This window comes from Streptomyces sp. NPDC055400 (assembly GCF_053644375.1).
Genome location: NZ_JBSHLM010000017.1, coordinates 1 through 17,908 on the forward strand (window position 1 = coordinate 1; position 17,908 = coordinate 17,908).

Genomic DNA, 17,908 nt, shown 5'->3' on the forward strand with positions numbered 1-17,908 from the left:
GCCGGTGTTCAGCACCGGCCGCCCACGCGCGTTCCGCCGCTCACATGAAACCGTCCGGCGAACCTGCGTAGGGTGCAAGGAGCCGAGCAGGTGACGACGCGCGGGAGGGAGCCGGAGGGATGGACGAACACAAGGAGACTCTTCGGGTGGGCGCGGCCGTGCGGCGCAGGCGCCGGGCCCAGGAGCTCACCCTCGCCACCGTGGCCGAACGCAGCGGCCTGTCCGTCCCGTTCCTGAGCCAGGTCGAGAACGAACGCGCCCGCCCGAGCCGGCGCTCCCTGGAGAAGGTCGCCGACGCGCTCGGCACCACGGCGGTCGAGCTCCTGGCCGCCGCGGACCCCGCCCACACCGTGGACCTGGTGCGCGCCGACGACACCACGGTCGTCGAGGACGCGTCCCCCGAGGCCGTCGTGCGCTCCCTCGTGCGCGGTCATCACCAGCTGCACGCCGAGGAGTTCATCGGCGACCACGACCCGGGCCGCGAGTTCCAGCTCCGCAACGACGTGCTCATGCATGTCACCGAAGGGGCCGTCGAGGTCGAGGCCGAGGGCAGGGCCTATCGGCTGGGCCGCGGTGACACCCTGTACCTGACCGGTGGCGTACGGCACCGCTGGCGGGCCACCGGCGGGGACGCCCGCGTGCTCGTCGTCGCGGTGGCCGAACACATCGAGGCACTGGACGAACCCGGGCGGTGACCGTGCCCGGCGGCCCGCGCGTCGTCTCCCTCGTTCCCTCGCTGACCGAGGCCGTCGCCGTCACCCTGCCCGGAGTGCTCGTCGGAGCCACGGACTGGTGCACGCACCCGGCGGACCTCGGCAGCGGCCTCGTCCGGATCGGCGGCACGAAGAACCCCGCCGTCGAACGGATCATCGCCCTCGCCCCCGATCTGGTGATCGCCAACGAGGAGGAGAACCGCGCGCCCGACCTCGTGGCCCTGCGCGCCGCGGGACTCGACGTCCTCGTCACCGAGATCCGCGATCTGCCGGGCGCGCTGCGCGAGCTGGAGCGGGTCCTCAGGGCCTGCGGTTCGCCACGCCGGCCCCGCTGGCTGGACGAGGCCGCGGCGGCCTGGGGCGGGCTGGAACCGCCCTCCCGGCGGCTGCGGGCGGCGGTGCCGGTGTGGCGCCGCCCCTGGATGGTGCTCGGCAGGGACACCTTCGCCGGTGACGTGCTCGCCCGGCTCGGCGTGGACAACGTGTACGCGGACCACGGCGAGCGCTATCCGCGCCTGGCGGCCGACGAGTTGCGCTCGGCGGACATCGACCTGGTGGTGCTGCCCGACGAGCCGTACCGCTTCACGCGCGACGACGGGCCCGAGCAGTTCCCGGTGCCCGCCGCGCTCGTCAGCGGGCGTCATCTCACGTGGTACGGGCCGTCGTTGGCGCGGGCGCCTCAAGTACTGGGCGCGGCGCTGCGAGCAGCTCTCCGCTGATCAGGCCGCGGACGGTGGGCACTGCGGCGACGGTCCAGGCGGCGACGAGCACGGCGTACAGGACGACAGCGAGCACGTCGTACACGGCTAGTCCCGTGTGCTTCGCGAGGCCCTGTGCGCCGGTGACACACGTGCCGATGGGGAACGTGAACGCCCACCACGTCATCGCGAACGGCATGCCGCGGCGCCGCGCGCGCACCACGAGCGCCGCCGCGAGCGCCAGCCACAGCAGCGCGAACCCCATCACGGGAACGCCGTACAGCACGGCGAAGACGCCGAACCCCTGCGCGTACGGGGTTGGCAGGACGCCCGGCGCGGTGTCGGCGAACTTGTTGACGGCGGTCGTCGACTGGCCGAGGGGGCCGAGCACCAGGAACAGCGCCGGCGTGAGCATCAGGGGAAGCGGTCCCGCCGTCACCAGGCGCGCGAAGATCACCGGAAGCATCACCGCCGTGGCGATCAGGCTGAGCCCGAACAGGGCGACACAGCCCACGAGCAGCGTCTGCTGCCACTGGCCCGCCGGGAGATGGGGCACGAGGAGCGGGCCGACTGCGGCGGACACCATGGGCGCCACCACCGGCAGCAGCCACACGGGGGAGGCCTGACCCGGCTCGATCCGGTGCCTGGCCACCATGAGGTACGGGACGGTCACCGCCGCGACGAGCCCGATCAGCGTTCCCGCCGTGAACAGCACCGTGTCCAGGGCGACGGCCGCCTGCGTTCCGATCAAGTCCTGGCCGACGAGCATCGTCGCGCCGCCGACGGCCAGCAGTGCCATCGCGAGGCAGCCGTGGAACGGGGCCACGGCCGGGTCGAGCAGATGCTCCTTCGCCCGGTCGCTGTGGTGCCTCCAGTGCAGGGCACGGGCCGCGAGAAGGGCGACGAGCGCCACGAGGGACAGCGCCCACATCGCGGTGCACAGGGCCCGCAGGCCCGGGACGTGTACGGGGAGCGCGGCGCCCGCGTTCGCGATGATCGCGGTGCCCATCACGGACGCGTACCAGTTGGGGCCGAGATGGCGGACGGCGGGACATCGAAGCGACGGGATGCGGGAGGCCCTGATCGGCTGGGCGGCGGTGACCATGACCCCACGGTCGTGGCCGGCCGCTCCCCCCACCAGGGACCATGCCTCTATGAGGGCATAAGCTGGATTTATGAGTGGCGATACGACGGGTACGGCGGACGGTCCGACGACGGGGGCGGGGCTCGCCCACCGGGTCCCGGATCTCGGCGCCCTCGAACTCCTCCTCGCCGTGGCGCGGCTCGGCAGCCTCGGCCGGGCGGCCCAAGAGGTGGGCATCACGCAGCCCGCGGCCAGCAGCCGTATCCGCTCCATGGAACGCCAGCTCGGGGTCGCTTTGGTCGACCGGTCACCGCGCGGCTCACGGCTCACCGACGCGGGCGCCCTCGTCACGGACTGGGCGCGCCGGATCGTGGAGGCGGCGGCGGCCTTCGACGCGGGGGCGCAGGCGCTGCGCGACCGCCGCGACTCGCGGCTGCGGGTCGCCGCGAGCATGACGATCGCCGAGTACCTGCTGCCGAACTGGCTGCTCGCGCTGCGCGCGGAGCGCCCCGACACGGCGGTGTCGCTCCACGCGGGCAACTCGGCCGCGGTCGCCGAGCGCCTGCTGTCCGGCGACGCGGACGTCGGCTTCGTCGAGGGCCTCGCGGTGCCCGCGGGTCTGGACGCCGCCGTCATCGCCCACGACCGGCTCATCGTGGTCACCGCCCCCGGACACCCGTGGGCCCGGCGCAGGAAGCCGCTCTCGGCCGACGAGCTGGCGGCCACCCCGCTCATCCTGCGCGAGCGCGGCTCGGGCACCCGCCAGGTCCTCGACGCGGCCCTCGGCGGCCTGGCCCGCCCCCTCATCGAGCTGTCGTCGACGACCGCGGTCAAGGCGGCCGCGGTGAGCGGCGCGGGCCCCTCCGTCCTGAGCGAGCTGGCCGTCGGCGAGGAGCTCGCCGCCCGCAGACTCGTCGAGATCCCGCTCGAAGGCGTACGGCTGCGCAGGGACCTGCGGGCGGTCTGGCCGACCGGTCACCGCCCGGTGGGGCCGGCCAGGGAGCTGCTCGCGCTCACCCGCGGACCGGCCTGAGCCTCACCCGCGACGTCAGGAGCCGCCCCGCGCCGCCGCGCGTATCAGACCGCCCATCACGCGCGCGTCCTCGCCCATCTCGGGATGCCACTGCACGCCGAGTACCCAGGTGAGGCCCTGGAGTTCGACCGCCTCGACCGTGCCGTCCGCCGCGTGCGCCGACGCGACCAGACCCCGGCCGAGCCGGTCGACCGCCTGATGGTGGTACGTCGGCACGTCCGACTCCTCGGGCACCAGCTCGCCGTACCGCGTCCCGGGCACGGGCGTCACCGCGTGCTTCCCGAAGACGCCGATGTCCTTGACGTGTCCCTCGATGTGCTGGGTGAGCGTGCCGCCGAGCGCCACGTTCAGGAGCTGCATGCCCCGGCAGATGCCGAGCAGCGGCTTGCCGGACGCCAACGCCGCACGGATCAGGGCCAGTTCCCACGCGTCCCGCTCCACCGCGGGCGGCCCCGTGCGGTCCTCGCGCTCGGCGCCGTAGCGGCCCGGTTCCACGTCGGGCCCGCCCGCGACGACGAGCCCGTCGAGCCGCGCGACCACCGAGGGCGCGTACTGGGGGTCGTCGGGCGGCACCATCGCGGCGAGGCCGCCGGCGGACTGCACGAGCCGCGGGTACCCGGCGGGCAGCAGCGCGGCGGGCAACTGCCACACGCCCCAGCTCGCCTTCTCCTCCAGGTAGGTGCTGACACCGATCAGCGGCCTGCTCAACATCTGCCCGTGCTCCCTCACCGTGGTCAATCCCGTTCCAGTTCGGCCTCTGTGGCCGCGAGGCCGCGAACTCCTCCTCGGGGGCCCGCGCACCAGATGCCTGCGGCTGCAGGCCCCGAAGTACCCGATCGCCACCGCGTACACCCCGAGTGCGATCAGCGCCACCGTGACGTCCACCAGGAAGGTGGCGACCAGCGCCGCGCACGCGAGGACCAGCGCCACGGATGACGTGAGCACGCCGCCCGGAGTGCGGTACGGCTGCTCGAGGCCCGGTTCCCGGCGCCGCAGCACGATGTGCGACAGGGACATCAGAGCGTACGAGATCGTGGCGCCGAACACCGCGACGTTCAGCATGCGGGCACCGTCGCCCGTCGCGGCCGCCGGCGCGAAGCCGATCGCGCCCGGCACGAGCAGTCCGAGGTGCGGCGCCTTGCGCCGGCTGGTGAGCGACAGGAAGCGGGGGAGGCGACGAGCAGCGCCGCGACCCCAGCGAGAACACCATGCACGCGTACATGACGCCCATCAGGGCCATCCCGAGGCCGACGAAGCCGCCCTGCGCCAGGCCGAAGTTCCAGCCCGAGCAGTCGCCGGAGGCGACGTACGTGACGCCGAGCCCGGTCAGGAGCAGCCGGCCCGCGCTGCCGCGGCGCAGCGTTCTGCGTTCTGCGTTCCGGATGGTCGTCCCCGTCTCACCGGTGGGGCGGGCGTGCCGGGTGTCCAAGGTCGTGGCGCGGGCTCCCCGTCGTACGGCGGATGCTCAATGGAGCGGATCCATACCTTTGCGGTGAGCGTGCGAAGAAATCAAGACCCCTGCGTTACGCGCCGGTTCATCACCGGCTCAGGTCAGGAAGCCCCGCAGGAGAGCGGCCGTGCCGGCGCAGTGCTCGCGCATCATCTCCCGCGCCCCGTCCGCGTCCCCGTCCAGCACCGCCTCCACCAGGGCCGTGTGCTGGCGCTGCGAATGCTCCAGGTTTCGTACCAACAGCGGGATGCAGTCGAGGAGGTCGTTCACCGTCGCGCGCACCGCCGCGTACTGAGCCGTGAGCGAGGGTGACCCGCACAGCTCGGCGAGCGTGAGATGGAGCAGCGTGTCGAGGCGGCGGTAGTCGGCGAGGGGTGCGTCATGGGTGCGCGCGAGGGCGCCGCGCAGCCGTTCGGCCTGTTCGCCGGTGAGGCCGTGTGCGGCGCACAGGCCGGCCGCCCCGACCTCGAGGACCTCGCGGAAGCGCAGCGCGTCCTCGACGTCGACGTCCTTGAGACGGCGGCGCAGCTCGTCCTCGCCCGGCGCGTCCGTGCGCGCCACCACGAACGTGCCGCCGTAGCGCCCGCGCCGCGACTCGACCAGGCCCTGGTCCTGGAGCACCTTCAGGACCTCCCGCAGCGTCACCCTGCTGATCCCGAGCCGGTCCGCCAACTCCCGTTCGGACGGCAGGCGTTCACCACCCGACACCAGGCCGAGCCGGACGACCTGGAGGATCTGCTCCAGGGCCTCCTCGAATCCGTTGCCCGCCCGCACGGGCCGCAGCACCGGCGTGAGCCGGTCCTCGTCATCGGTGTGCGACATATGGCCGTACCCCCTTCCCAAGCAATGGTTCTCCGCAATACCTTATGGCTTCCGGCTGACCGAAGAAGCCCGAAGGAGGCCTTCCCGTGGCAGACCGCACACCCCCGCTCGGCGTCGAGGAGCTCACGTCCCTCGTCGAGAGTGGAGAGATCGACACTGTCGTCCTGGCCTTCCCCGATATGCAAGGGCGGCTGCAGGGCAAGCGGTTCGCCGCCCGCTTCTTCCTCGACGAGGTCCTCGCCCACGGCACGGAGGGCTGCAACTACCTCCTCGCCGTCGACACCGAGATGAACACGGTCGACGGATACGAGATGTCCTCCTGGGACCGCGGCTACGGCGACTTCGCCATGCACGCCGACCTCTCCACCCTGCGCCGCGTCCCCTGGAACGACGGCACCGCGATGCTCATCGCGGACCTGGCGTGGAACGACGCCTCGCCCGTCGTGGCCGCGCCCCGGCAGATCCTGCGCCGCCAGCTCGACCGGCTCGCCGAACTCGGCTACACCGCCCACGTCGGCACGGAGCTCGAGTTCATCGTCTTCAAGGACACCTACGAGCAGGCCTGGGACGCGGGCTACAAGAACCTCACGCCGGCCAACCAGTACAACATCGACTACTCGGTCCTCGGCACCGGCCGCATCGAGCCGCTCCTGCGCCGCATCCGCAACGACATGGCGGCGGCCGGGCTCGTCGTCGAGTCCGCCAAGGGCGAGTGCAACCCGGGCCAGCACGAGATCGTGTTCCGCTACGACGAGGCCCTCGTCACCTGCGACCAGCACGCCGTCTACAAGACGGGCGCCAAGGAGATCGCGGCCCAGGAGGGTGTCTCGCTCACCTTCATGGCCAAGTTCAACGAGCGCGAGGGCAACTCCTGTCACATCCACCTCTCGCTCCAGGATGCCGACGGCACCAACGCCATGGCGGGGACCGCGGACGACCCCGGCGGGATGTCGCCGGTGATGCGGCACTTCCTCGCGGGCCAGCTCGCCGCGCTGCGTGACTTCTCGCTGCTCTACGCGCCCAACATCAACTCGTACAAGCGGTTCCAGCCGGGCTCCTTCGCGCCGACGGCCGCCGCCTGGGGCTACGACAACCGCACCTGCGCGCTCCGCGTCGTCGGCCACGGCCGCTCGATGCGCTTCGAGAACCGCCTGCCCGGCGGTGACGTCAACCCGCACCTCGCGGTCGCCGGACTCGTGGCCGCCGGCCTGTACGGCATCGAGCAGAAGCTCGAACTGCCCGAGGAGTGCACCGGAAACGCCTACACCGGCGAGTACGAGCACGTTCCCACGACGCTGCGCGAGGCCGCCGAGCTGTGGGAGAACAGTCCCATCGCCAAGGCCGCGTTCGGCGACGAGGTCGTCGCGCACTACCGCAACATGGCGCGCGTCGAACTTGAGGCGTTCGACGCGGCCGTCACCGACTGGGAACTCCGCAGGTCGTTCGAAAGGCTCTAGGGCGAAAGGCTTTAGCGTGCACGACATCCTCAACCCGGCGACCGAAGAAGTCATCGCCACGATCCACGCGACCTCCCGCGACCAGGTCGACGCCGCGGTGCTGCGGGCCCACCGGGCACAGCGCGACTGGGCGGCCGCCGCCCCCGCCGACCGGGCCCGCCTCCTGCGCCGCTTCGCCGCCGTCGTCGACGAGCACGTCGAGGAACTCGCCCGCCTCGAGGTGCGCGAGGCCGGGCACACCATCGGCAACGCCCGCTCGGAGGCCGGCAACGTCCGCGACCTGCTCGACTACGCGGCCGGGGGAGTGGAGCGCCTCACCGGCCGGCAGATCCCCGTCGCCGGCGGCCTCGACATCACGATCCTCGAACCCCTCGGCGTCGTCGGGGTCATCGCGCCCTGGAACTTCCCCATGCCGATCGCCGCGTGGGGCACTGCCCCGGCCCTCGCCGCCGGGAACGCGGTGATCCTCAAGCCCGCCGAGGCGACCCCGCTCACCGCGCTCCGCCTCGCCGAACTCGCCCTGGAAGCAGGGCTTCCCGAGTACCTCTTCCAGGTCCTGCCCGGCGCGGGAGACGTGGCGGGAGCCGCCCTCGTCGAGCACCCGGGCATCGCCAAGATCGTGTTCACCGGCTCCACCCGCGTCGGCAAACAGATCATGGCCAAGTGCGCGGACCAGGTGAAGCGCGTGACCCTCGAACTCGGCGGCAAGAGCCCGAACATCGTCTTCGCCGACGCCGACATCGAGGCGGCCGCCGCCGCGACCCCCATGTCGTTCCTCGACAACGCCGGCCAGGACTGCTGCGCCCGCACCCGCATCCTCGTACAGCGGTCCGTGTACGACCGGTTCCTCGGCCTGCTCGCGCCCGCGATCGAGTCGGTCGTCGTCGGCGACCCCGCCGACGAGAACACCCAGATGGGCCCGCTCATCTCCAAGTCCCAGCTGGAACGGGTCCGTTCGTACGTCGACGGGGGAGCGGCGGCCCTGCGGGGCAGCGCGCCCGAGGGCCCCGGATTCTGGTTCCCGCCGACGGTCCTCACCGAGACGGCACCCGACGCGCCCGCCGCGGCCGAGGAGGTCTTCGGGCCCGTCGCCGTCGTCCTGCCCTTCGACGACGAGGCACACGCGATCCGGCTCGCCAACGCCACCGAGTACGGGCTCTCCGGATCCCTGTGGACCCGGGACGTGGGGCGCGCCCTGCGCGTCGCCGGGGCGGTCCGCGCGGGGAACCTGTCGGTCAACTCTCACTCGAGCGTCCGCTACTCGACCCCGTTCGGCGGGTACAAGCAGTCCGGCGTCGGCCGCGAACTGGGCCCCGACGCCCTCACCGCCTTCACCGAAACCAAGAACGTCTTCATCAGCACGGAGGGTCCCGCACAGTGACAGAGAACATCTGCCGCCGCCTCGTCGGCCGCACCGCCGTCGTCACCGGAGCCGGCAGCGGCATCGGCCTCGCCACCGCCCGCCGCCTCGCCTCCGAGGGCGCTAACGTGGTCTGCGCCGACATCGACGAGAGCGCCGGCAAGAAGGCCGCCGAAGACGTCGGCGGCACCTTCGTCCAGGTCGACGTCACCGACGCCGAGCAGGTCGAGGCCCTCTTCAAGACCGCGTACGACACCTACGGCTCGGTCGACATCGCCTTCAACAACGCCGGGATCTCGCCCCCCGACGACGACTCCATCCTGGACACGGGCCTCGAGGCCTGGAAGCGCGTCCAGGAGGTCAACCTCACCTCCGTCTTCCTTTGCTGCAAGGCCGCCATCCCCTACATGCGGCAGCAGGGCAAGGGCTCCGTCATCAACACCGCCTCGTTCGTGGCGCGCATGGGCGCGGCGACCTCCCAGATCTCGTACACGGCCTCCAAGGGCGGCGTCCTCGCCATGTCCCGCGAGCTCGGCGTGCAGTTCGCCCGCGAGGGCATCAGGGTCAACGCCCTGTGCCCGGGCCCGGTCAACACCCCGCTCCTCCAGGAGCTGTTCGCCAAGGACCCCGAGCGCGCCGCGCGCCGCCTCGTCCACATCCCGGTCGGCCGCTTCGCGGACGCCGACGAGATCGCCGCCGCCGTGGCTTTCCTCGCGAGCGACGACTCCTCGTTCGTGAACGCCACCGACTTCCTCGTCGACGGCGGGATCTCGGGGGCGTACGTCACGCCTCTGTAGGCCGTGCCCCATGTAGGTGTACGGTCCCCAGGCATGCGTAACAGAGATGTTGCCGCGTGGACTTCAGCCGTGGTCACCGCCCTGGTGGCCACGGCTCCCGTCTCTCCTGCGGCCGCCGCCACGTCCGCTCCCACCACCGACCGGGCCTGCCCGCAGCTCTCGGAGAAGCTGCCGTGGTACGGGCAGAACCGGGCCAGTCTCCAGCGCGTGATCGACGAGCGCGGGACCTGCGCAGGCCACCACGGCCCCCGCCCTGTCGCCGCGTTCGACTGGGACAACACCGTCTCCAAGAACGACGTCACCGACGTGACGATCGCCTGGTCGCTCAAGCACGACAAGATCCTGCGGCCCGCGAGCTGGAAGAAGACCGGCAAGTGGCTCACCGACGACGCCGACAAGGCCCTCACCGCCGCCTGCGGCACCGCCGTCCCCGTCGGCGCACCCCTGCCGACGTCCACCGACACCGACTGCACCGACGAGATCTTCAACATCCGTGAATCCGGCAAGACCATGAGCGGAGCGGCCGCGTTCGCCGGCGAGTGGAACCATCGCCGCACCGTGCCCCAGTACGCCTGGGTGCCACAGCTCTTCGCCGGACACACCGTCCCCGAACTGGAGTCGTACGCCGCACAGGCCCGCCGCGAGGCCCTCGCCGCCCCCGTCGGCTCGACCCAGACCCTCGGCACCCACACCATCCCCGGCTACGTCCGCTACTACGAGCAGCAGCGCGACCTCATCCGCACACTGAAGAAGGCCGGGTTCGACGTCTACATCGTGTCGGCCGGGTCCGAGCCCGTGACCGAGGTGTGGTCGCGCGGCCGGGGCGGCGTCGGCATCGACCGCGCCCACACCATCGCCATCCGCTCCGTCCTCGACAGCGAGGGCCGCATCACCACGTACAACGAAGGCTGCGGCGGGGTCGGACGCACCCAGGGCGAGGCCATCCCGTACATCGACGGCAAGCGCTGCTGGATCAACCAGGACATCTTCCGGATCAAGGGCAAGTCCGCCTGGGAGAAGCAGGGTCGGGGCCGGCGCATCGCGCTCGGGGGCGGGGACGCCGACACCGACGTCACCTTCGTCGGCGACGCCTCCGGAGCTCACCTCGTGCTCAACCGCAACAAGAACGAGGTGATGTGCCGCGCCTACGACAACGCCGACGGGCGCTGGGTCGTGAACCCCATGTTCATCGAACCGCTCCCGCGCAAGTCCGGCGGCTACCCCTGCTCCACGGCCGCATACAACAAGCCCGATGGCGGCTTCGGCCCGGTCCTGCGCCCGGACGGCTCCGTCGTGCCGGACCAGGCGGACTCGGTGTACTGACTTTCCCCGCACAACTTAGAGTGCCGGGATGAGCATGACGCCCCCGCCCGGCTGGTACCCGGACCCCGCGGCCCCGCCCACCGAGCGCTGGTGGGACGGGGCCGAATGGACCGAGCACCGACGGCAGCCGCAGAACACCCCGGCCGCGCCACAGGCTTTCGGGCCGCCCGTCGGGCCCCCGCTCCCGGCCACGGGCCCCCAGCGCCCGCCCGCCGCCCCGGGCCGCCGCGCGAAGACCGTCGCCCTGGCCGCCGCCGGGATCGTGCTCGTCGCCTCCATCGCCACCGGCGCCGTCCTGCTCGGCCGCGGCGACGACGACCCCGAGAGCCGTACGTCACCCACCTCGAGCGCCCCGGCACCCACGGACCCGACCGCCACGGCGAGCAGCGCCGGGCCCACCCCCACCGAGGACGCGTCCACCGTCGTCGACCAGCTCAACGGCATCACGCTCCCCGTCCTCGACGGCTGGCAGAAGGCCGAGAACGTCGTCGACGACGACATGCTGATCACCACCCCGCGCACCTACGACTGCCCCGGCGACTCAGGCCTGTGCCGGCACGGCACCGTCGTCTCCCGCACCGTCACCGGGACCGACGAGACCTCACCCGAAGTCATTGCCGAACGGGACATCAAGGACGCCGCCGACGCCTCGTACGACAAGAACGGCATCAACCAGCAGCCCTTCGGCGGCATCGAGTCGCACCAGCAGATCGCTGCCCGCCAGACCGCGGTCGCCGGGCGCGCCGGCTACCTCGTCCGCTGGAAGGTGAAGACCGCGAAGGGACCCGGCGGTTACGTCCAGTCCGTCGTCTTCCCCTCCAGCGCCGGCTCCGAGTCCCTCGTGACCGTCCGCATCACCGTCGACGCCGGCCAGGACGCGCCACCGCTCTCCGACATGGACCGCATCGTCAAGGGCATCAGGGCGGCGGGCGACAGCGGGTCGGACGGCGGCGTGGGCAGCAGCATCGGCCCCACCGTCACGCCGTGAACCGTCCCGGAATCCTCAGAGGAACGTGTAGCCCTCGCCGCGGTACGTCGGCACGGTCGCCGTCACCGTGTCGCCCTCCACCAGGCGCAGCACGTCGAACCGCTCGCACAGCTCGCCGGCCTTCGCGTGCCGGAACCACACCTTGTCGCCGATCAGCAGATCGTCGGCGGGCGCCCCGAGCAGCGGTGTCTGCACCTCGCCCGGGCCCTCCTGGGGGTCGTAGCGCAGGCCCTCCGGGAGATACGGCACCGGCAGCCGGTCGGCTCCCGCGGCGCCCGACGCCGGGTAGCCGCCACCGAGCACGGTCACGACCCCGACGCCCGGCCTGCGCACCACGGGCTGCGCGAACAGGGCTGCGGGCCGGCCCGTGAACGACGTGTAGTTGTCGAACAGGCGCGGCACATAGAGACCCGACCCCGCCGCGATCTCGGTCACCGCGGGCTCGGCCGCGGTGTGCTGCACACTGCCCGTGCCGCCGCCGTTGACGAACTCCAGGTCCGGCGCCACCGTCCGTACCGCGCGCACCACTTCGGCCCGCCTGACCGTCAGCTCCTTACGGGCCGCGGCCTGCATCAGCCGGATCACCCGCGACCGCACCGGGCGCCCCGCGACCGCGTCACCGACACCCGCGACATGACCCTCGTACGCCATCAGGCCCACGAGCCGGAACCCCGGCCGCCGGGCCACGGCGCGTGCCATGTCGGCGACTTGGGCGGGGGAGCGGAGCGGGGAGCGGCGGGCGCCGACCCGCACGCGCCCGCCGAGCACCTGCCACGAGGTGTCCAGTTCCAGACAGACCCTGATCTCCTCGCGCCCGCCGTCCCGCGCGTCGTCGATCAGCCGCAGCTGGGCCGGGTCGTCGACCATGACCGTGACCGCCGCCGCCAACTTCGGATCGTGCGCGAGCTCCGCGAAACCGGCCCGGTCCGCCGACGGATACGCGAGCAGCACGTCCTCGAAACCGGACCGCGCCAGCCACAGGGACTCCGCGAGCGTGAACGACATGATCCCGGCGAAACCGTCCCTGGCCAGGACCCGTTCGAGCAGCGCGCGACAGCGCACCGACTTGCTCGCGACGCGGATCGGCTTGCCGCCCGCCCGCCGCACCAGGTCGTCCGCGTTGGCGTCGAACGCCTCCAGATCGACGATCGCGACCGGGGCGTCGAGATGAGCGGTGGCCCGGTCGTAGCGGGCCCTGTCGGCTGCGCGCGGTGTCATGACCGAAGCCTGCCAGACACGATTACCGCGGGGTAGGGGGAGGATCCGGGCAGATCGTCCTGACCTGCGGTACGGGGTCCCTGCGAGGCCGCGTCAGCCCGTAGAGTGACGCGGACGCAGGACGAGAACGGGACGGAAACGGGGAGGCATGAGCACGCAAGCGCGCCGCGCGCCGATCCCGCCGCGCCCCTCCCAGCCGCCCACGCCGCGCGACGAGTTGACCGACGCCTCGGCCGGCCCGGACGCGTCGATACCCCCGCGCCCCCCGCACACTCCGGCGCCGGACCAGACACCCCCGCCGCCCCCCGCCTCGGCCCGCTTTCCGGACACCCCGCCCGTGCCGGGCGCGCCCGCGGCTCCCGTGAGCGACCGGCCGGCGCACCCCGGCCCCCTGCCGCCCGAGCGCCCGACGGAGACCACGACCAGGCTGCGCCCGATCAGGGACACCGCCGCGCAGAGCCCCGACGGCACGCCCCCGCGCCGCCCCGCCGCGCCGCCGCGCGCCCCCGGCGAACCGCACGTCACCGTCCCCCGCCCCGCCGTGCCCCCGCGCATCCCGGGCGAGCCCCCTGCCGGAAGGCGCCCCGTCGGGGCCGTCGACCTCACCCCGGGACCCGGCACCGGCCGCCCCTTCGTGTTCTTCGCCCGCCCCGCCTCGTACGACGACAGCACCACCCGCCTGCGCCCCATCGGCTCCCGGATACGGCCCCGCGTCGCGGCCGCCGCGGCCTGCGCCGTGCTCGGGCTCGGCCTCATCGGCGGTGCGGCGACCGGGAGTTGGCTGACCGGGGACAGCGGCGGCAGCACCGGCTCACCGAGCTCGTACGCCGCCGCGGGCACCCTGTGGCACAGCGTCCCCGTCGACCGGCTGTTCCCGCCCGTCATCAAGGGCGACGGAGCGGGACCCGGCGGCGCCGACCGCACCTGGACCCGTATCGCCGTCGCCCCGGACAGCACCTGCGAGAACGCCTTCGACCCGCTGCTGCAGAAGGCGCTCAGGCCCGTCGGCTGCCTGCGCCTCCTGCGCGCCACCTACACCGACGCCACCCGCAGCCATGTCACCACCGTCGGCCTGCTGTTCACCAAGGCGGACACGGAGGCCATGAAGGCGCTGCGCACCCGGTTCACCGAGGACGGCCTCGACCGCAGGACCGACCTCGTGCCCCGCCCGTACGCGGCGAAGGGCACCCTCGCCGCCGGATTCGGCGACGCCCAGCGCGCCTCCTGGACCCTCTCCGTCCTCACCGACGCCCCCGTTGTCGCCTACGCCGTCTCCGGCTTCGCCGACGCCCGTACCGTCACCGACCCGCAGCCCGCCGCCGAGGCCATGAAGTCCGGCAGCGTCACGACCCCCGCGCAGGCCGGCCTCGGCTTCGAGGCCCAGGGCATCGCCGACCGCGTCGAACGAAGCCTGCGCGCCGCCGTCGCCAAGGCCACCGAGGAGCCGTCTTGACCCGCACGGCCGCCGCCTGGCGGAACGCCGCCACCGCGCTCACCGCCGCCGCGGCCCTCGCGCTGCTCCCGTCGACCACCGCCCACGCCGACTCCATCCGCGCCCAGCAGTGGGGCCTGGACGCGATGCACACCGAGGAGGCCTGGCACACGACCAAGGGCAAGGGCATCACCGTCGCCGTCCTCGACACCGGCGTGGACGACACCCACCCCGACCTCAAGGGCAACGTCCTGCCCGTCAAGGACTTCGTCGGCTTCGGCGCCGAGCGGGGCGACCGCTCCTGGGCCCGGCACGGCACCGCCATGGCCGGGATCATCGCCGGCCACGGCCACGGCCCGGGCGGCGACGACGGCGTACTCGGCATCGCCCCCGAGGCGAAGATCCTGCCCGTCCGCGTGATCCTCGAGGACGGCGACCCGGCCCGTAAGGAAGCCCGCTCCAGCCGGGGCAGCGCACTCGCCGACGGCATCCGCTGGGCCGCCGATCACGGCGCCGACGTCATCAACCTCTCCCTCGGCGACGACTCCGCCACCGCCCACCCGGAAGCCACCGAGGACGCCGCCGTCCAGTACGCCCTGAAGAAGGGTTCCGTCGTCGTCGCCTCCGCGGGCAACGGCGGCAAGAAGGGCGACCACATCTCGTACCCGGCCGCGTACCCAGGAGTGATCACGGCCACCGCCGTCGACCGCTACCTCCACCGCGCCCCCTTCTCCACGCGCCGCTGGTACGCCACCGTCAGCGCCCCCGGCAACGCCATCGCGATCGCCGACCCCGACCGCACGTACTACTCGGGCTGGGGCACCAGCGCCGCCTCGGCCTTCGTGTCCGGCGCCGTCGCGCTGGTCCGCGCCGCCCACCCGGGGCTCACGCCCGCGCAGATCAAGCAGCTCCTGGAGGACACCGCCCGCGACGCCCCCTCGGGCGGCCGCGACGACTCCCTCGGCTTCGGCTTCGTCGACCCGGCCGCCGCGATCCGCAAGGGCGACTCCCTCAAACCCGAGGGCCTGCGCTCCACCACGTACTCGGAGAAGTTCTTCGGCACGGGACCGGACACCCCCGACGGCGACGCCTCGACCGGCTGGGTGGGTCCCGTAGCGGGAGGCCTCGGCGTCGTGCTCCTCGCGGCCGCCGTCTACCTGTGGCGCGGGCGTCGCACGGTCCTGTGAGCCTCAGCCGGTGAGCACGGTGACGGCCGCCTTCGCGACCCCCTCCACGAGAGCCACCCCCGCGTCCTTGGTCGTATTGCCGTCGGAGAGCACCGAGACCAGATACCGCTTCCCGCCCACGGACACCCGCCCGACGCTGTTGATGTCCCACAGCCCGGTCGCGCTGCGCGGCAGCCACCCGTTCTTCAGCGCGCACACGGACGCGGAGTCGGCCGCCGCGGACACACCCCACCGCTGATCCGCGGCGGTCCGCCCCATCAGCCCGACCACGTACGCGCGCGACGCCTCGCCCAGTTTTTTCGAGTCGGTGTCCTTCGCGCCGAACACGGCCCGCAGCAACGTCAGTTGATCCTCCGCGGTCGTCTGTGTCAGACCCCACTCGCCACCCGCGCCCGCCCTCGTCCCGGTCAGACCCAGCGTCAGGTTCGCCGCGTCGAGCCCGTCCGCGCCGCCGATCGCCTCCCACAGGGCCGTCGCGGACGCGTTGTCACTGTTCTCGATCATCGCCGTCGCGTACGCGCGCTCCTGCGAGGTCAGCGCCCGCCCGGCGTCCTGCGCCCGCAGCAGCAGCGCCGCGAGGATGTCGACCTTGACGATGCTCGCGGTGTCGAACGCGGACGCGCCGTCGTACACCGCGCTGTCCGCCGACCCGTCGAGCGCGGCCACCGCCACGGAGACCCGCGCGTCACCGTCCGCAAGCAGCGGCTTCAGCGCCTTCGCGAGCGCGTCGTCACGGTCCACGGAGACCTCCTCTTCGGATATGGGTGCGGACGCCTCCCCGGAACCGGAAGCGGAACCGGAACTGGAACCGGACGCTGACGCCGACGCCGTGGCGGCGACAGGAACCGGCTGCTCCGCCCCGCCCGGCGAGCAGCCTATGAGGGTCCCCACGAGCGTTCCCGTGAGAAGGGCGGCCCACGCCGCGAGTCCGTTCCGGTGCATGCCCGGATGCTCGGCGCCCGTCCTGTGCGCACCGTGAGACCAGGCTCAGGGTCCGCTGAGAAGAACGCGCCGCCCGGTCGGTAGGGTCGGTGAACGTGGCGAACAAGAACATTCCCGACCCCGGCTTCTCCGACGACGACGGCTCCGCGGACCCGCGCCTGAGCGCGGCCCTCGCCGCGTGGGCGAAGGACCGCACGGCGCACGCCCCGGTCCTGGCCGCCCTCAAGGACGCCCGGCTCCTCGTCCCCATGGTCGCCGTGCTCGGCGAGGTGGAAGTGGACGAGAAGGGACTGCGCCGCGAGAAGACCAGCGACATGGCCGTGCCCACGCTCACGGCGGGCGACCGCAAGGCCCTGCCCGCGTTCACGTCCACGGAGTCCCTGGCCCGCTGGGACCCGGCGGCCCGCCCCGTCGCCGTCCCCCTGCACCAGGCGCTCCAAGCCGCGGCGCACGAGCAGGCCGACACCGTCGTCATCGACCTCGCGGGCCCGGTCGCCTACGAGCTCAGCGGCGCCGCCCTGCGCGCCGCGAACGAGGGCCGTACCAGCGTCGACCCCCTCGCCGACCCGGCCGTCACGGAGGCGATCCGCGCCGCCGTCGCCGCCGAGCCCGGCGTGCTCCGCGCCCACCTGGGCCCGGGGGCCGCCGACGGCATCCTCGCGCTCGTCCTTGACCCGTCGGCGGCTCCCGCCGAGACCGCCCGCGCCGTCGCCGGGCGCATCGCCGCCGACGAAACACTGAGGGCCCGCCTGGTGCGGGGCCTCGACCTGGCACTCCTGCCGGCCGAGACCACGCCACCGGGCGAGCCCCTCTACGTACGCGCGTGAACTACCGGAACGATCAGCCGTAGACCGGGCCCGTGTACTTCTCGCCGGGGCCCTGGCCCGGCTCGTCCGGCACGAAGGACGCCTCGCGGAACGCCAGCTGCAGCGACTTCAGACCGTCGCGCAGCGGCGCCGCGTGGAACGAGCTGATCTCGGTCGTGCTCGCGTCGAGCAGACCGGCGAGGGCGTGCACGAGCTTGCGGGCCTCGTCGAGGTCCTTGTGGGCGTCGCCCTCCTCGGTGAGGCCGAGCTTCACCGCGGCGGCGCTCATCAGGTTGACCGCGACCGTCACGATCACCTCGACAGCGGGGACCTCGGCGATGTCCCTGGTCAGGGCGTCGTAGTCAGTGTTTTCGGCAGCGGGGGTGGCGTCATTCATGTGCCCCACGATATGCCGCCCGCGCACTCGGTTGGGCCCACCCCCCGGGAGCTGCTAACCTTGTGTAACGACCGGCCGGACACGCATGCCACTGGCTTGAGTGACCGGCCCACAAGTGGAGGCTCCGATCTCCCACCTGGCCGCTCCTGAGGGGCGGCGGGTCACCGGTCAGATGGCCCCCATCGTTCCGTACGGACGATG

At 72.9% G+C, this 17,908-nt stretch carries 17 protein-coding genes and 1 pseudogene; 11 read left to right on the plus strand and 7 right to left on the minus strand.

All coding sequences use genetic code 11. The features are described from left to right. Positions 1 to 119: 119 nt before the first annotated feature. Both ACWIGU_RS35290 and ACWIGU_RS35295 read left to right on the plus strand, forming a co-directional pair. Entirely contained in the window at positions 120 to 695 is a 576-nt protein-coding gene (locus tag ACWIGU_RS35290) for a helix-turn-helix domain-containing protein (RefSeq protein WP_454405761.1), read from the plus strand. Continuing rightward, entirely contained in the window at positions 692 to 1,432 is a 741-nt protein-coding gene (locus ACWIGU_RS35295) for a helical backbone metal receptor (RefSeq protein WP_454405762.1), read from the plus strand. The genes ACWIGU_RS35290 and ACWIGU_RS35295 overlap by 4 nt, the downstream gene beginning before the upstream one ends. On the opposite strand, the gene ACWIGU_RS35300 is transcribed toward ACWIGU_RS35295, so the two are convergent. Beyond that, positions 1,359 to 2,516 (minus strand): TDT family transporter, encoded by a 1,158-nt coding sequence (locus tag ACWIGU_RS35300; RefSeq protein WP_454405763.1) that lies wholly within the window; start codon positions 2,514 to 2,516, stop codon positions 1,359 to 1,361. The genes ACWIGU_RS35295 and ACWIGU_RS35300 overlap by 74 nt on opposite strands. A 70-nt stretch (positions 2,517 to 2,586) precedes the next feature. On the opposite strand from ACWIGU_RS35300, the gene ACWIGU_RS35305 reads away from it, so the two are divergent. Then, positions 2,587 to 3,528 carry a LysR family transcriptional regulator gene (locus ACWIGU_RS35305; RefSeq protein ID WP_454405764.1) on the plus strand — a complete coding sequence of 314 codons (942 nt, stop codon included), beginning with the start codon at positions 2,587 to 2,589 and terminating at the stop codon, positions 3,526 to 3,528. Positions 3,529 to 3,543: 15 nt separating this feature from the next. Here the strand turns inward: ACWIGU_RS35305 and ACWIGU_RS35310 are convergent, their stop codons facing one another. From ACWIGU_RS35310 to ACWIGU_RS35320, 3 genes and pseudogenes are all read right to left on the minus strand, one after another. Further along, on the minus strand, positions 3,544 to 4,239 hold the full coding sequence (locus tag ACWIGU_RS35310) for a gamma-glutamyl-gamma-aminobutyrate hydrolase family protein (protein WP_454405765.1): 696 nt from the start codon (positions 4,237 to 4,239) through the stop codon (positions 3,544 to 3,546). 23 nt (positions 4,240 to 4,262) lie between these two features. Further along, positions 4,263 to 4,701: pseudogene (locus tag ACWIGU_RS35315) on the minus strand (amino acid permease); the annotation flags it as partial. 373 nt (positions 4,702 to 5,074) lie between these two features. Next, positions 5,075 to 5,800, minus strand: a complete 726-nt coding sequence (locus ACWIGU_RS35320) for a FadR/GntR family transcriptional regulator (RefSeq protein WP_454405766.1) — start codon at positions 5,798 to 5,800, stop codon at positions 5,075 to 5,077. Between the two features lie 86 nt (positions 5,801 to 5,886). Between ACWIGU_RS35320 and ACWIGU_RS35325 the strand changes: the two genes are divergently transcribed. The 5 genes from ACWIGU_RS35325 to ACWIGU_RS35345 are packed head-to-tail and all read left to right on the plus strand — an operon-like array spanning position 5,887 to position 11,725. Further along, the gene (locus ACWIGU_RS35325) at positions 5,887 to 7,257 is read left to right on the plus strand and encodes a glutamine synthetase family protein (RefSeq protein ID WP_454405767.1); all 1,371 of its coding nucleotides are present in this window, start codon (positions 5,887 to 5,889) and stop codon (positions 7,255 to 7,257) included. A 16-nt stretch (positions 7,258 to 7,273) separates the two neighbouring features. Further along, a complete protein-coding gene (locus tag ACWIGU_RS35330) occupies positions 7,274 to 8,638 on the plus strand; it encodes an aldehyde dehydrogenase family protein (RefSeq protein ID WP_454405768.1) in 1,365 nt (454 codons plus the stop codon). Beyond that, positions 8,635 to 9,414: a 3-oxoacyl-ACP reductase gene (locus tag ACWIGU_RS35335; RefSeq protein ID WP_454405769.1), complete on the plus strand. Its 780-nt coding sequence runs from the start codon at positions 8,635 to 8,637 to the stop codon at positions 9,412 to 9,414. Before ACWIGU_RS35330 ends, ACWIGU_RS35335 begins: the two co-directional genes overlap by 4 nt. Before the next feature lie 33 nt (positions 9,415 to 9,447). After that, positions 9,448 to 10,737 (plus strand): haloacid dehalogenase-like hydrolase, encoded by a 1,290-nt coding sequence (locus tag ACWIGU_RS35340; RefSeq protein ID WP_454405770.1) that lies wholly within the window; start codon positions 9,448 to 9,450, stop codon positions 10,735 to 10,737. 34 nt (positions 10,738 to 10,771) lie between these two features. Beyond that, on the plus strand, positions 10,772 to 11,725 hold the full coding sequence (locus ACWIGU_RS35345; protein ID WP_454405950.1) for a DUF2510 domain-containing protein: 954 nt from the start codon (positions 10,772 to 10,774) through the stop codon (positions 11,723 to 11,725). A gap of 15 nt (positions 11,726 to 11,740) precedes the next feature. Here the strand turns inward: ACWIGU_RS35345 and ACWIGU_RS35350 are convergent, their stop codons facing one another. Then, a complete protein-coding gene (locus ACWIGU_RS35350) occupies positions 11,741 to 12,943 on the minus strand; it encodes an amino acid deaminase/aldolase (RefSeq protein ID WP_454405771.1) in 1,203 nt (400 codons plus the stop codon). A gap of 148 nt (positions 12,944 to 13,091) precedes the next feature. On the opposite strand from ACWIGU_RS35350, the gene ACWIGU_RS35355 reads away from it, so the two are divergent. Both ACWIGU_RS35355 and mycP read left to right on the plus strand, forming a co-directional pair. Then, on the plus strand, positions 13,092 to 14,396 hold the full coding sequence (locus ACWIGU_RS35355) for a hypothetical protein (RefSeq protein ID WP_454405772.1): 1,305 nt from the start codon (positions 13,092 to 13,094) through the stop codon (positions 14,394 to 14,396). Continuing rightward, positions 14,393 to 15,562, plus strand: coding sequence for a type VII secretion-associated serine protease mycosin (mycP, locus tag ACWIGU_RS35360; protein ID WP_454405773.1), 1,170 nt, complete (start codon positions 14,393 to 14,395; stop codon positions 15,560 to 15,562). Before ACWIGU_RS35355 ends, mycP begins: the two co-directional genes overlap by 4 nt. 3 nt (positions 15,563 to 15,565) lie before the next feature. Here the strand turns inward: mycP and ACWIGU_RS35365 are convergent, their stop codons facing one another. Continuing rightward, positions 15,566 to 16,303, minus strand: coding sequence for a serine hydrolase (locus ACWIGU_RS35365; protein ID WP_454405774.1), 738 nt, complete (start codon positions 16,301 to 16,303; stop codon positions 15,566 to 15,568). Between the two features lie 296 nt (positions 16,304 to 16,599). On the opposite strand from ACWIGU_RS35365, the gene ACWIGU_RS35370 reads away from it, so the two are divergent. Then, complete coding sequence (locus tag ACWIGU_RS35370; RefSeq protein ID WP_454405775.1) at positions 16,600 to 17,331, plus strand: SseB family protein; 732 nt, start codon at positions 16,600 to 16,602, stop codon at positions 17,329 to 17,331. Between the two features lie 13 nt (positions 17,332 to 17,344). Here the strand turns inward: ACWIGU_RS35370 and ACWIGU_RS35375 are convergent, their stop codons facing one another. Further along, positions 17,345 to 17,707: a DUF1844 domain-containing protein gene (locus ACWIGU_RS35375; RefSeq protein ID WP_100597078.1), complete on the minus strand. Its 363-nt coding sequence runs from the start codon at positions 17,705 to 17,707 to the stop codon at positions 17,345 to 17,347. Positions 17,708 to 17,908 lie beyond the last annotated feature (201 nt).